The sequence below is a fragment of the Thiomicrorhabdus sp. 6S3-12 genome (assembly GCF_017571475.1).
In the GTDB taxonomy this organism is placed as follows: domain Bacteria; phylum Pseudomonadota; class Gammaproteobacteria; order Thiomicrospirales; family Thiomicrospiraceae; genus Thiomicrorhabdus.
The window spans coordinates 34,746-49,524 of sequence record NZ_JAGETW010000010.1; the positions used below are offsets into that span (position 1 = coordinate 34,746).

A 14,779-nucleotide genomic window follows, 5' to 3' on the forward strand; every position below is an offset into this window, starting at 1 on the left:
GTTTGTCAAATGAGTGTCACCCGTCCGGCCGGGGATTTTTCTAGACTAAAACCGGTTATTTAAGCTGGGAGTTGTCATGCGGGTCTGTCTCTTTACCGATACATTGGGCGATTTGAACGGCGTGTCCCGTTTTATAAGTGATATGGGTGGCTTGGCGCTGGAACATCACTGGCAGCTGCACCTGATCACTTCAACGGCCAAGCCTTTGCCGGAATTGGATAATATCCGCAATCTTCCCGCGAGGATGCGTCTGCCGATGCCGTTTTATCAGGAGCTGGATCTGGTCTGGGCGAACAGTCGTCGCATTCGTGCGCTTCTACTCGAACTTAAGCCGGATCTGGTGCATATTTCGACGCCGGGACCTTTCGGCTGGCAAGCCAAACGGCAGGCGGAAAAACTCGGCATTCCGTTGATCGGAACCTATCATACGGATTTTCCGGCGTATATCTATGATCTGACCGGAGTGCACTTTCTGAAACGGCGAACCGACCGGGTGATGGCCAAATTTTACCGGCCTTTTGAAAAGGTTTTATCGCGTTCGATCGCCTACACCGAAGTGATGGCTAACGATCTGGACATGCCGCGCGACAGGATGGCGGTGATTCGGCCGGGGACGGATCTGCGCAAATTCCATCCGCGGCATGAAGATCGGTCGGTGTGGCAGGAATTCGGGTTAAGCGATAAACGCTTAAAAGTCCTGTATGTCGGACGGATTAATGTTGAAAAGAACATTCCCTTCCTGTGTGAGCTTTGGCAAGCGTTTCAGCAGACATTGATTGCGCGTAATCTTCCGCTCAAGGCGGATCTGGTGATGGTCGGCGAGGGGCGCTATCGTAAATGGACCGATAAGATGCGGCCTTTTCATGGCTATTTTCTCGGGCCGCTACTCGGCGAGTCGCTGTCCAAAGTTTACGCTTCGTCGGATCTGTTTATTTTTCCTTCTGTGACCGATACCCTCGGACAGGTGGTAATGGAAGCGCAAGCCAGCGGTCTGGGGTGTCTGGTCAGCGATATCGGTGGCCCGCAAAGTCTGGTGCTGGAAAACCAGACCGGACGGGTTGTGCCGGCCGACGAGGTCGACTTATGGGTAAAAGCGCTGCTTGATGTGCTTTCCGACAAGCCGCTGCGGCAACAGTGGCGTCACCGGGCACCGGAACACATGCAGGCTTATGACATAGAAGATTCGTTTGCGGATTTCCGGCAGATTCACGGGCAAGTTTATTCTCAGGTGAAACCGAGTTTACCGTTAGAATAGCGCTCAGAATCATTGCTTGGGAAGGCGTTTTGTTGAATTTTTGCTGTCCAAAATTTTTCCGCCACTACAAAGGGGAAACCTACAGTCTGGCGCTTACGCTGCTGGAGTCCTGGTTCCCGGTGGTGGCCGCGATGAGTGTTGTCGCGCTCGGTTCTCTGCACAGTTATTTTTACAGTCTGGTTCTGGCGTCGATGGTTCTGTTTTTGTGGTGGTGGCGCAGCGGTAAACTCCATGATCTTCGTCAGAAGGCCGCGTATTGGCCGCTGTTTATGACCAGCTTTCTCATCACCAGCCTATACATACTGCTTTTCATCGCATTGCAGTTGACCAGCGCCACCAATGTGGCATTGATCCTGTTTCTGCAGGTTCTGTTCGGTTATCTTTTTTTAGGCAGACGGCGAGAGGAGAAGCTCGGGTTTCTCCATCTGATCGGTGCGCTGATGATGATGCTTGGCGCCATGATAGTGCTTTTTCCGGGGGAGCTGGAATTCAGGTTGGGGGATTTTTTGGTTCTGTTGGCGGCGATGATTGCGCCGGTTGCGAATTTATATCAGAAACAGGCGCGGTTGCATGTCTCCAGTCAATCGATTCTGATGATCCGTTCGGTCATCGCCTTGCCGTTTGTGTACTTTTTGGCATCGCTGCTGGAACCTTCGCCCGGCTGGGATCTTCTGCTTTCACAGTTCTGGCAGCTGGCGTTTGTCGGGGTCATGATTTTGGTCATGGCCAAGGTGCTGTGGATCGAAGCGATTCACCTGCTGCCGATCACCAAGGTCAGTGCCATGTTTGCCTTTACCCCTTTGCTGACTCTGCTGTGGAGTGACTGGTTTTTACAGCAGAGTCCGCACTGGTCGCAACTGGTCGGAGCGATTCCGATACTGCTTGGCAGCGTGTTGCTGACCGTGCGTAAGTCTTCTTAGATCCGGTTATTGGGGTTTTGGCGGGAAGTTGAGTAGAATCTTATCGACCAAAGCCTGAATCTGCTGTTCGGATTCCTGCGGAGTGTCGGCCAGATCCGGATCGAATTCGGCTTTTCCGCGCCAGACCACTTCATACAAAGGGTTGTAGATATCGATCACCAGTCTGTACTCCTGCTCTTCAATCAAAGGTTCGCTGCCGCCAAACATTAAACCGCCGTGACGACCAAAGGTTCCAACGCCGACATGAAAGGTAACCGGATCCTGCACCAGATATTTTTCCGTTTCCAGATGATAGCTGATGTAACCGTTGGCCGGGTCTTTCTCAACGCCGATACCTTTTGTTTGCAGGCTGTTTTGAATGGCTGTTTTGACTCTTTGCGCCAGTAGCGGATGCTGGTTTTTGAAGCTGATAATGGCTGGATTCGGCGCTTTATCTTCCGGCAGATAGTTCAACTGCTGGTAACGGCTGAAATCCACCTCCGGGTTATAATCTTTCTGTGCCGGAGTGCTACAGGCGCCGAGTCCCAAGCTAAGTACGCCGACGGCAAGAATGGATGGAATGCGGTGAAAAGAAAGCGTTTTGAACATAGCGGTTCTCCTGTCGAAACTTTATCCATTTTCGGCGACTTTCCCGCTTTTTGGCAATACATAATCCTTAAATGAGTTTGACGGTTTGTTTTTAATCGTCTTTGAGCGGTTTTTTGCGTGTCTTATCGGTCAGCCGGAATGAGAGCCAGAATGCCGGCAGCATAATTGCAAAACTGAAAATCAAACTTAAAACGGCAGTCAGCAGGGTTTCTCCCTGATAAAGAGCGAGCGCACCGATAATAACTGCGAGCAGGGCGCTGTTGCGTAATGCTTTTTTAATCACGGGACTCATAAGGGGGCGTCTCTCTTTAATGGATTGCAAGCATTCTAGTGTAAAAACGCTGCCTTGCCTATCGGAGACGGGGATCAAAAACGGGAAAAGAGAGCAGGCCGCTTTGAGGTTTAAGCAGTCTGCCTAGTCAGAGGATAGAGACTATAAAAATAAATAAAACGCAGTTTTATTTTGCAATAACCTTTGATCGATTCATTTGTGTCGCGCCCGGACCGTCAGATCTAAGCAGGCAGAATCCACCTTATTCAGAGTCCTGTTGTTTTACGGCAAAAGCCGGATAAACAGCGTACCTGAAGTGTTTTGCTGATCTAAGAGTAAAGAGGGCCATAAAAAGCGTCAAGAGTAGAGTAATTTTACTCTTCGGTGGGGCCCGCAAACTTAATCTGTGTATTGGATATGGAATGCGTCAACGGCGCCGAAATGGACCGGTACCGTTTTGCAGCTGCGGAAAATGACCGTATATAGAGGGCATTTATGCGTCGGGAGCAAGGCATTTTTCTTGCATCTGGCAAGGGAAAAAGCCAATATAGATGATTGTTTCCCCACTCGTCGGGACGAGAATTCAAAATCAATTTTCAAAATAACGCAGAGACCAGTCTATGTCACTATCGCCATTAGCGGGTAAAAAAGCCCCTGTTTCGATCCTGGAAAATATCCCCAAGTTAATGACCGATTACTACTGTTTGTTGCCGGATGTTTCCAATCCGGCGCAGGCGGTCAGTTTCGGGACTTCCGGTCATCGCGGCTGCTCGTCTAAGAAGACCTTCAATGACACCCATATCGCGGCCGTTTGTCAGGCGATAGTCGATTATCGACGTTTGGAAAACATCAACGGTCCGATGTTTATCGGCATGGATACGCATGCCTTGTCTGAAGCGGCGCATGCAACCGCGATAGAAGTTTTCGCGGCCAATCAGGTTAAGGTGATTATTCAGAGTAACGGGCGTTATACGCCGACACCGGTCGTCTCGAATGCCATTTTGATGTACAACGAAGGACGTCAGGGCGGTTTTGCGGACGGTGTGATTATTACCCCGTCGCACAACCCACCGCAGGATGGTGGTTTCAAATATAATCCGCCGAACGGCGGGCCGGCCGATACCGATGTGACCGACTGGGTTCAGGAACGGGCCAATGCGATTATTGCCAATGGTTCGGCGGATGTTAAGCGCATGGATCTTGCCAGTGCCATGGATTCGGAATTTGTTGAACCGACCGATCTGATGACGCCCTATATTGATGGTTTGGAAAAAGTGATCAATATGCAGGCGATCAAGGACGCCGGATTGAAGCTGGCGGTGGATCCGATGGGCGGCGCGGCGGTTGAGTTCTGGGAACCGATCGCCGAGCGTTACGGTCTGGACATCACCGTCGTCAATCGTCAGGTTGATGCGGCTTTCTCGTTTATGCATGTCGATAAAGACGGCAAAATCCGAATGGATTGTTCCTCGCCGTATGCCATGGCGGGATTGATCGATCTGAAAGATGATTACGATCTTGCTTTCGGTAACGATCCGGATGTGGATCGTCACGGGATCGTAACTAAATCTGCGGGTCTGATGAACCCGAACCATTATCTGGCGGTGGCAATCGATTATCTGTTCAGTCATCGTCCGGATTGGCCTGAGAATGCGGCGGTCGGCAAGACACTGGTTTCCAGCTCAATGATCGACCGTGTCGCCAAAGCTTCGGGTTTGAATCTGTGTGAAGTGCCGGTCGGCTTCAAGTGGTTTGTCGAAGGGTTGCAGACCGGTGGTTTCGGTTTCGGCGGCGAAGAGTCCGCAGGCGCGTCTTTCCTGCGTCTGGACGGCGGTCCGTGGAGTACCGACAAGGACGGTATTATTCTGAACCTGCTGGCGGCGGAAATTACCGCGGTCACCGGTAAGGATCCCGGACAGCTGTACCAGGGATTGACCGAAAAATTCGGGGAGCCGGTTTATACGCGAATCGACGCGCCGGCGGATCGTGAGCAGAAGGCGATTTTGAAAAACCTGTCGCCGGAGATGGTTCAGGCCAAGACGCTGGCCGGCGAGGAAATTCTCGAAAAACTGACGCATGCACCGGGTAACGGGGCGGCGATCGGCGGTCTGAAAATCACCACCGAAAACGGCTGGTTTGCCGCCCGTCCATCGGGAACCGAAGACATCTACAAAATCTACGCGGAAAGCTTTAAAGGTCAGGCGCATCTGGAAGAAATTCTGCTGGAGGCGAAATCGATTGTCAGTGCCGCTTTAGAAGCCTGATTACCGATTAAACCGGTCTATTGAAAAAAGCCCTGCGGTTATTTAGCTGCGGGGCTTTTGCTTTATGGCGACTTTTTCTTGAAAAGTGTAACAGGATTTTGGATAAGCCATTATAATGCGCTGCTTTTTGCACTCGTAAGGGAATAGGATGCTGGCAGCTTCGCATGTGGTCTTTGGCACAGGGCTCTATCTGTTGGGCAGTCCGTGTCTGGGGTTCGGCTATCCGGAGGTCTACGCTTTTCTTCCGTTGGTCATTCTCGGTGCGCTGGTACCGGATCTCGACGCGCGCCAGTCGGTTTTGAAGCGTTTCTGGCTGATTCGCGGGCTGTTTTTACCGCTATCGCTTCTGGGGCACAGAACCTGGACCCATTCCTTGATTGCACTTGTTCTACTGACGACGCCCTTATTTTCCTTGAATGGTGCTGCTTATCAGGCGCTATTGGCCTTTAATATCGGTTATGGCAGTCATATCTTTGCCGATTGGTTGACGCACCGAGGGGTGCCGCTTTTTTATCCGTCTAAAACCGCATTCAAATCCCCGTTTCCGTTTCGAACCGGATCCATGCTGGAATTGCCTGTTGCTCTGCTGCCGTTTTTGATTATCGCCGCTGTTTATCTGTCAGAGAGTACTCGGTGTTTGCTAAAATCATGGCACTGAAAAACAGCGGAGAGTGCATTATTCCGCTGCATGTAACCGCTTAGAGGAAGTAACCGATGACTATTCAAGTGCAATATAAAATCCTTGATCCGCGTTTGGGCAAAGAGATCGACATGCCGCATTACGGCACCAAAGGATCCGCAGGGCTTGATTTGCGTGCCTGTATTGATGAAGCGATGACCATCGAGCCGGGACAGACCGTCTTGATTCCGACCGGTATGGCGATCCATCTGGACGACCCCGGTCTGGCGGCGATGCTGCTGCCGCGTTCCGGATTGGGGCACAAGCACGGTATCGTTCTTGGGAATCTGGTTGGCTTGATCGATTCCGATTATCAGGGGCCGCTGATGGTTTCCTGCTGGAATCGTGGCGATACCGCCTATACTGTCGAAATTGGCGAGCGCATCGCGCAGATGGTCATCGTGCCGGTTCTGCAACCGGTTTTTACCGAGGTTGAGGAATTCGGCGATGCAACCGAACGCGGTCAGGGCGGCTTCGGGCATACCGGCACAAAATAAACTGCATTTTATTTTAATCGGGACGGGCGTTTACCTTAGCGCCCGTTTCTGTCTGCTTTCTCGATGAGGCGTGCCCCGAACGGCAGTTCCCGCTTTTGAGCATCCTGTGTGATTACGGCTCGTCAGTCTTTCTATTCTGCACTGCTCTGTGCAGGATTTTTCTATGTTTATAACGGTTTATTAAGTAAGTTAATTGCTATCAAGTTTTAGCATTTTCTTATGTGTTTTTCCTTGCTTCCGCCTAGGCAAGCATCGCTGCGGGTGCTAGCTTAAAGCTTTGATTTTGCTTTAAAAGGGGCTGGTATGCGAGTGGTGTCAATGATTAACGGTTCTCTGTTGTCGGAAGCTGCAAGTTTTTACGCTTTTACTTATGCGCAGGCGGTGCAGCTCCCTTTTACGGCACTGTTTGTCGATAACGGCAGAGAGTCCGAAGAACGGGTGCAGCAGTCGGTGAACGCTTTGCAGGAGCTGGCGAATGCGAATGAGGTGGAATTCGAGTTTGTCCGTCTCGAAGGGGAAGTGGTTCCGCAACTGCAGCATTATTGCCAGCTCTATGCCGTGGATACTTTGTTTTGCGCCACCCGCAGAGAATCACGCCTGCGCTCTTTCAGCGAAAATATTGTGGCTTCCGGAATTGAGACCGATATCGCTGTCGTCAAAGTCAAAAACGTTTCTCATGTACGCAGTGCCAAGCGGCTGATGCTGGTTTCCAGCGAGTATATCAATCCGCATGTGTATGCGATGTGGCTAGGGCTTCTGAAAGTCAATGAAGGGTCCGGGAGAATCTATCTTTCTGCCGAAAAAGCTTTTGCCAAAGCTTCGACCAAATCCGGCCTGAAATATCAGGCAGCCCCCTTTATGCAGATTGCGACCCTAAGCGGAATCTCCGCCGATAAGCTGGAAGTGATTAATGCTCTGAAGCCGATGGACCCCGAAGCGTTGCTGCGCTATATGGTGGAAAACAATATTGACCTGGTGGTATTCCGTTCGGGCGTCTATCCGGCCGCCACGCTGAACAGGATCGGTGACCATAGCAGTGTCAATTCAATTACTTTCTACCCCTGGAAAGGATAATTCCATGCTATTTCGCGAACCGGTTGAAAGGGTCTTTGCCCATCTGAAAAGTTCTCCACAAGGGCTGAACAATGGCGAAATCATGCGTCGTCTGCGCGACTTCGGGCAAAACCAGATTGCCCAGAGTAAAAAGAAAGACTATCGCATTGAATATCTGAAAGAGTACATCAGTTTTTTCCCGATTCTGCTTGAAGTGGCCGGCGTGCTGGCGCTGGTCGCCGATTATTTTCAACCGGGCGAAGGCAACGATATTCTTGCTTATGCGGTATTTGCCGCGGTCTTTATCAACGCGACCTTTACCTTCTGGCAGAAGTTCAAAGCCGACAAAGCGATGGAGGCACTGCTTAAGCTGGTGCGCTCCGAAGCAACCGTATTACGCGACGGCAAGACCGTCAATATTGATGCAACCCAGGTGGTGCCCGGCGATATTCTGATTCTGAGCGAAGGGGATAAGGTGGCTGCCGATGCGATTCTTTTTGAAGCCAATGACCTGTATCTGAATTTGTCGGTTCTGAACGGGGAATCTACGCCGTCGCTACGCAAACTGGAAGCGGGGGATGCACGGCGCGAACTGGATGCCAAAAATATGGTGTTTGCCGGCGCATCCATCACCAACGGCAACGGCCTGGCGGTGGTGTCGGCGACCGGTGAGGCCACCGAATTCGGTAAAATCGCGCGTATGACTGCGGAAGTCGGTAAAACGGAAACGCCGATCGAAAAAGAGATCAAGCATATGACCGCCATTCTGACCGTCCTCGCTCTGGCGGCCGGTGTGGTCTTTTTCCTTCTGGGATGGTTCTCTGATCGAGGATTGTTGATTTCAGCGATTTTCGCGCTGTCGTTAATTGTCGCCAATGTTCCGGAAGGCTTATTGCCGACGATCACCTTGTCGCTTTCGCTAGCCTCGCAGCGTATGGCGCGGCGACAGGCGTTGATTAAAAACCTGAATTCGGTTGAGACGCTCGGTTCTGCAACCGTGATCTGCACCGACAAAACCGGAACCCTGACTCAGAACGAGATGACGGTGCAGATGGCCTGGCTTGCCGACGGCTGTCACTGTTCGGTTTCCGGCAACGGTTACTTTGAAAAAGGCGAATGGCGCTTTGCCGGAGCGGATCGACAGGGTAACGAGATGCTTTCGGCTCTGCTACAAGTGGCTGCGGTAAATACCCGTGCTAATGTCGACTATGCCGCCAAAAATGCATTCGGAGACCCGACAGAGATCGCTTTGCTGGTGGCGGCTGAGAAATCCGCAGCGTCGATTGAGGGCTGGGAAAAGGTTAAAGAGTATGCCTTTTCTTCCGATCGCAAGATGATGTCTACACTGGTTAAACCGGCCAATGCCAGCGATGAGATTCTGACGGTAAAAGGCGCTTTGGAGGCGGTGCTTCCGCTATGCACGCAGTGGCAAACAGCCAACGGGATTGAAACCTTGGATGAGCGTAAGATCACGGAAATTAATGCGCAAAACCAGAAAATGGCCGAGCAGGCGTACCGTGTGCTGGCCATCGCCAAAAAAATCGGCGACGGCGAAAACGATCTGGTCTTTTTAGGTTTGCTGGGCTTGATGGATCCGCCGCGAAGCGGAGTTAAGGAAGCGATCGAACAGTGCTATTCGGCACACATCCGAATCATGATGATTACCGGTGATAACCCTGTGACGGCGCGCGCGATCGGGGAAAGAATCGGTCTGCAAATCGATGAAGTGCTGACCGGGCACGACTTAGATAACCTGAGCGATACAGTGCTGCGCGAAAAACTTAGCGAGTCGCACCTGCTGTTTGCGCGCATGGCTTCGGCGCAGAAATTGCGCATCGCACAGTTGCTGCAGGAAAATGGAGAGGTCGTTGCCATGACCGGCGACGGCGTTAACGACTCTCCGGCTTTGAAGCAGGCGGATATCGGTATTGCTATGGGCTCGGGAACCGATGTTGCCAAGGAATCCGGCGATATGATTCTGCTGGACGACAATTTCCGTTCGATCGTCGCTTCGGTTGAAGAGGGACGTACGGTTTACTTCAATATCAAGAAGCTGACGACCTATATTCTCAGTTCGAATGTGCCGGAGATTGTGCCTTATGTACTCTCTTTCTTCCTTAAAATTCCGATGCCGCTTTCCGTTATCCAGATTCTATTGATCGACCTGGGAACCGATCAGCTTCCCGGTCTGGGCTTAGGATCGGAGAAGCCGGAAAAACATATTATGCAACGTCCGCCGGTCGGCAAAAACGAGCGTATTCTCGACTGGGAGGTCTTCAAGCGCGGGTACTTTATGAACGGGGTATTCGAAGGTGCTGCGGCAATGTTCGCATTCCTCGGCTTTCTGTTTCTGTCGGGGTGGCAATACGGTAATCTGGACATCTCCGATGAATATCACCGCCAGGCGATGACAATGACTCTGCTTGGTGCCATTACCTGTCAGATGGCCAATGTCTTCACCTTAAGATCCTGGGAGGATTCGATCTGGAATTTACGCGGCGTCAACAAGATGATCTGGTTCGGGGTAGGAACCGAGATTCTTTTTGTCCTGCTGATTTTGTATGCACCACCGGTGCAGACCGTATTCAATACCGCGACGGTACCCTTGGCGTATCTGTTGCTGCTGATTCCGTTTCCGGTTCTGCTGTTGCTGAACCATGAATGGTATAAGCAGCGTTTACGCAACAGATGGGCCGCCGCGACTTAAGGTCTTGCGCTTAAGAATCCTCAGCGGTCGAGGTCGAGTCGTCCAAAGCTCCATAGAAGCTGTTTTTCCAGCAGGCCGATTTCGGCTTCCAGTTCGGGGAAGGTGCTTTGAACCTGATCGACTTGGCGTTGGGCATCGAGCAGTTCGATAATGTCGCTGTCTCCGCTGCTTAACGCCTGTTCAATCGCTTCGAGATAACAGCGTGTGCTTTTGAGCGCTTTTTGCTGAATGGAGAGTTGTTGGTAACGGCTGTTCAACTGCTGCCACAGGTTGTGCACCCGGGTGCTGAAAGCGTTTATCTCTTTACGGCGCATCGCCTGTAATTTCAGCAGTTCGGCGCGAGCCTGAGCAACCCTTGCCTTGTCTTCACCGGCCAGATAGATCGGTGCTTCGATGCGGATGCCGGTTTTTATTCCGGCCATATCGTCATAAAACTGTTTATCCGATTCGTTGTAGACCAGTGAGCTGAACGCCTCGATTTTCGGCGTCTCAAACGCTTTTTGCTGGTGGATTTTCTGCTCCGCACTCAGGATTTGCTGGTCAATCGCTTTAACTCTGGGATTTTGTTCAACCAGCGAGAGCCAGCCGTGATCGGGGTCGCTGGAAAAATCGGCCAATTGCTGCGCCGACAGATATTTTTCGAGTATGTCTTCTTCGCTCAAGGGCGCGGGAGCAGTCTCCTGCGGTGCCTGTAAAGACGGAAGAGGAATTTCCGGCCGATCGGCGATCCCCACCAGTTCGCGCAAGTTGTTTTGAAAGGTCTCCAGTTCGCTGTTCAGCTGCTGACGCTGTTTCTGGTTATTGTGCAGGCGACTTTCCACCTGCGCCAGGTCATCCAGCGCTTCAAGACCCAACTGCATGCGCTCTTCGATCTGAAACAGCAGGTCAATCAGAAAATCCTTCTCCTGATGGAGGTAGTCCCATTGCGCCTGCTTTTGCCAGTAGGCATAGAAAGTCTGGGCGACAGCCAGACGGATTTGCTGTTCACCGGCGGCAAACAGATATTCCTGAGCCTGGTAGTCGCTTAAGGCAATCTCCTTGCCACGTTCGAGCATGGGGTCAAACAGCGGATAATTGACGGTCAGTCGGTTGGCGAAGCGCGGATAATCTTTGTTGTCTGTAACCGTGTAGCTGAGTTCGCTGGCGAGTTTGACCTGAGGCTGAAGCTGAGCTTCCAGCTCCTGCAGCTTGCCAAAAGAGAGTTCCTGGTCGGCTTTCAGGTAACTCAGTTGAGGATGGTTCTGTTCGGCCAGTTGCCATAGCTGTACAAGCGTGGAATCTTGCTTTTGCTCCGCGGTCGAAGCGTGCGCCTGTCCTGCCAGGATGCCGAGTGCCGCGGAGATCATTAAGTGGATAAAGTCTTTTTTCATTTTAAACTCCTTTCTGTTCCGTAGTCTGTAGCGTTCCCTTGTTAAGGCGGTACAGCATCAGCAGATAGGTAAGCGTCGGTAACAGAATCATGGAAACCAGCGGGGCCGAGATCATGCCGCCGATCATCGGTGCGGCAATGCGTTGCATGACGTCCGAACCGGTTCCCTGGCCAAACATGATCGGCAGAAGACCAAGCACGATGACACTGACGGTCATGGCTTTGGGGCGCACTCTTTGTACGGCGCCCTGCAAAATGGCCGCCCGCAACTGTTCGGTGTTGTGCAGGCGGTTTTCTGCCTGCGCCTGCTCGATCGCCTGTTTGAGATAAAGCAGCATGACGACGCCGAACTCGGCGGCGACCCCGGCTAAAGCGATCATCCCTACCGCGACGGCAATGGAATAATCGAATCCAAGCCAGAAGATAAACCACACGGAACCGAGCAGAGCGAAAGGCACTACCAGCATGATCATCAAGGCTTCGAGCATGTTTTTAAAGATCGCATACAGCAGAACGAAGATGATCAGCAGCGCCAGTGGGACGATCTGCTGCAGACTCTGCTGTGCTTTGAGCAGATACTCATATTGACCGCTCCAGGTTAGGCTGTAACCGGCAGGGAGTTGAAGCTCGTCATTGACGATTTTCTGTGCCCTTTCTATGTAGCCTGCCAGATCCGTTCCGGGTTGCAGGTCGACAAAGGTCCAGCCGTTAAGGCGGGCATTTTCCGACTTAATCATCGGCGGGCCGAGTTTGATGACAATGTCGGCGACCATGCCGAGTTGCAGCTGACGTCCCTGAGTCGTAACGATCGGCAGTTCCTGCAGCCCCTGTACCGAATCGCGCCAGGTTTGTGGATAGCGTAAATTGATGCTGTAGCGTTCTCTGCCTTCGAGTGTCGTCTGCAGTTTTTTACCACCCACGGCTGTAGCGACGATATCGGCCAGTTCTCCTGCCTGCAGTCCATACAGCGCGAGCTGTTTGCGGCGCGGCAGGATTTCGATATAGCGTCCGCCTTCAGAGCGATCGGAGTAAGCGGATAGCGTTCCGTCTATTTTGGAGAGAATCGCTTCGAGCGATTTACCGATGTTTTCAATCTGACTGAGGTCGTCACCTGAAATCTTAATGCCGATCGGGGTTTTGATTCCGGTCGAAAGCATATCGATACGGGTTTTGATCGGCTGCACCCAGGCATTGGTCACGCCCGGGAGTTTGACCGTCTGATTCAGTTCGGCAATCAGCTTATCCAGCGTCATGCCGTCGCGCCACTGGCTTTTGTCCTTAAGCTGGATAGTCGTTTCAATCATCGTTAAAGGCGCTGGATCGGTCGCAGTGTCGGCACGGCCGATTTTGCCGAAAACGCTTTTGACTTCCGGAAACTGTTTTATCAGCCGGTCGGTCTGCTGAAGCAGGGCCTGAGCATTCCCGATAGACAGTCCCGGCAGGGTGGTCGGCATATACAGCAGATCGCCTTCTTCGAGTTCCGGCATAAATTCCGAACCAAGCTGTTGCCACGGATAGATAATGGTTGCCATTGAAAGTGTCGCCAGCAGAATCACGGTTTTCGGCCACCGTAAAAGAAAAGCCATGACAGGGTGATAAAGCGCGATTAGAAAGCGGTTGAGCGGGTTCTTCGATTCCTTAGGCAGTTTGCCGCGCACGAAATATCCCAGCAGAACCGGAACCAGGGTGATCGCCAGACCGGCAGCCACCGCCATGGACAGGGTTTTAGTCAGAGCCAGAGGCGTGAACAAGCGGCCTGCCTGCTCCTGCAGGGCGAAGACCGGTACGAAGCTCATGGCGATAATCAACAACGACAGGAACAGGGCGCCGCCGACTTCTTTTGAAGCTTTGAGAACCAGCGCCCAATGTTCTTTCGGATCAGGAAGGCGCGCATTCTGCTGTTCGAACTGTTCCATCTGCTTGTGCGTGTTTTCGATCATCACGATGGCGGCATCGACCATGGTTCCTATGGCGATAGCAATCCCTGCCAGACTCATGATATTCGCGCTGATACCGAGCCAGTTCATAATGATAAAGGCGCCCAGAATCCCCAGCGGTAAACTGACAATTGCGACCAGCGCAGAGCGCAGGTGGAACAGAAACAGAATCGAAACCAGAGCGACCACCAGCATCTCTTCCAGCAGTTTGTCTCCAAGGTTGTCGATCGAGCGCTCGATCAGAGCCGAACGGTCATAGGTTTCGACTAGTTCAACGCCCTCAGGGAGACCTTTTTTCAGTGACTCAAGTTTGTTTTTAACCGCTTGGATAACCTCGAGCGCGTTCTCTCCGGAGCGCATGACGACGATGCCGCCGACCACTTCACCGTCACCGTTGAGTTCGGCAATCCCCCGGCGCGATTCGGCTCCGAATTTCACCTTGGCGATATCGCCTAAAAGCAGAGGGATGCCGGCCGAGGATTCCACCCCGATGCTCAGCTGTTGCAGGTCTTCGAGGCGGGTGGCGTAGCCTTTGAAGGCGACCATATATTCCGCTTCGCCCTGTTCCACGACGGAGGCACCGAGCTCGGCCGAACTGTTTTTAATCGCCTGCTGTACCTGTTGCAGACTGATGCCGTAGGCGCGCAGTTTATTCGGGTCGATCTGTACCTGATATTGGCGCAACAGCCCGCCGAGAGAGGCTACTTCGGAAACACCCGCAACGGATTGCAGTTCATATTTGAGAAACCAGTCCTGCAACGAACGCAGCTGAGCCAGATCGTGTCGATGACTGTGATCAACCAGTGCATACTGGTAGACCCAGCCGACCCCGGAAGCGTCCGGTCCGAGAGTGGGTTGGACTGCATCCGGCAAACTGTTTTTAACCTGCGACAGATATTCGAGAACGCGTGAACGGGCCCAGTAAGGATCGGTTCCATCCTCAAAGAGGACATAAACATAAGAGTCGCCGAAGAAAGAATAGCCGCGCACGGCCTTGGCTTTGGGAACCGACATCATCAGGCTGGAGACAGGGTAGGTGATCTGATCTTCAACCACTTGCGGCGTCTGTCCCTGATAGCTGGTTTTGATAATGACCTGTACGTCTGACAGGTCCGGAATCGCATCCAACGGCGTTTTATGCAGCGACTGCCATCCGACAATGGCGATCGCCGCACTCACCAGAATTACCAGCAGACGGTTGCGGATGGAGTATTCGATAATCTGATTCAGCATTCCGAT

At 52.2% G+C, this 14,779-nt stretch carries 11 protein-coding genes; 7 read left to right on the top strand and 4 right to left on the bottom strand.

Annotated features, from left to right (window positions below; translation table 11 throughout):
* The first annotated feature begins 76 nt into the window (after nucleotides 1–76).
* Both J3999_RS11175 and J3999_RS11180 read left to right on the top strand, forming a co-directional pair.
* Nucleotides 77–1,255 (top strand): glycosyltransferase family 1 protein, encoded by a 1,179-nt coding sequence (locus J3999_RS11175; RefSeq protein WP_208127978.1) that lies wholly within the window; start codon nucleotides 77–79, stop codon nucleotides 1,253–1,255.
* A 29-nt stretch (nucleotides 1,256–1,284) separates the two neighbouring features.
* Nucleotides 1,285–2,175, top strand: a complete 891-nt coding sequence (locus J3999_RS11180) for a DMT family transporter (RefSeq protein ID WP_243755466.1) — start codon at nucleotides 1,285–1,287, stop codon at nucleotides 2,173–2,175.
* Nucleotides 2,176–2,181: 6 nt separating this feature from the next.
* Here the strand turns inward: J3999_RS11180 and J3999_RS11185 are convergent, their stop codons facing one another.
* Nucleotides 2,182–2,763, bottom strand: a complete 582-nt coding sequence (locus J3999_RS11185) for a DUF4136 domain-containing protein (protein WP_208127979.1) — start codon at nucleotides 2,761–2,763, stop codon at nucleotides 2,182–2,184.
* A gap of 91 nt (nucleotides 2,764–2,854) precedes the next feature.
* Nucleotides 2,855–3,055, bottom strand: a complete 201-nt coding sequence (locus tag J3999_RS11190) for a hypothetical protein (protein WP_208127980.1) — start codon at nucleotides 3,053–3,055, stop codon at nucleotides 2,855–2,857.
* 599 nt (nucleotides 3,056–3,654) lie between these two features.
* Between J3999_RS11190 and pgm the strand changes: the two genes are divergently transcribed.
* From pgm to J3999_RS11215, 5 genes are all read left to right on the top strand, one after another.
* On the top strand, nucleotides 3,655–5,298 hold the full coding sequence (gene pgm / locus J3999_RS11195; RefSeq protein WP_208127981.1) for a phosphoglucomutase (alpha-D-glucose-1,6-bisphosphate-dependent): 1,644 nt from the start codon (nucleotides 3,655–3,657) through the stop codon (nucleotides 5,296–5,298).
* Nucleotides 5,299–5,446: 148 nt separating this feature from the next.
* Nucleotides 5,447–5,956: a metal-dependent hydrolase gene (locus J3999_RS11200; RefSeq protein ID WP_208127982.1), complete on the top strand. Its 510-nt coding sequence runs from the start codon at nucleotides 5,447–5,449 to the stop codon at nucleotides 5,954–5,956.
* Between the two features lie 56 nt (nucleotides 5,957–6,012).
* The gene (gene dut / locus J3999_RS11205) at nucleotides 6,013–6,474 is read left to right on the top strand and encodes a dUTP diphosphatase (RefSeq protein WP_173283983.1); all 462 of its coding nucleotides are present in this window, start codon (nucleotides 6,013–6,015) and stop codon (nucleotides 6,472–6,474) included.
* Nucleotides 6,475–6,777: 303 nt separating this feature from the next.
* Entirely contained in the window at nucleotides 6,778–7,548 is a 771-nt protein-coding gene (locus tag J3999_RS11210; RefSeq protein WP_208127983.1) for a universal stress protein, read from the top strand.
* Nucleotides 7,549–7,552: 4 nt separating this feature from the next.
* Nucleotides 7,553–10,234: a cation-transporting P-type ATPase gene (locus J3999_RS11215; RefSeq protein WP_208127984.1), complete on the top strand. Its 2,682-nt coding sequence runs from the start codon at nucleotides 7,553–7,555 to the stop codon at nucleotides 10,232–10,234.
* A gap of 20 nt (nucleotides 10,235–10,254) precedes the next feature.
* On the opposite strand, the gene J3999_RS11220 is transcribed toward J3999_RS11215, so the two are convergent.
* Entirely contained in the window at nucleotides 10,255–11,604 is a 1,350-nt protein-coding gene (locus J3999_RS11220) for a TolC family protein (protein ID WP_208127985.1), read from the bottom strand.
* Nucleotide 11,605: 1 nt separating this feature from the next.
* Nucleotides 11,606–14,773: an efflux RND transporter permease subunit gene (locus J3999_RS11225; RefSeq protein WP_208127986.1), complete on the bottom strand. Its 3,168-nt coding sequence runs from the start codon at nucleotides 14,771–14,773 to the stop codon at nucleotides 11,606–11,608.
* Between the last annotated feature and the right edge of the window lie 6 nt (nucleotides 14,774–14,779).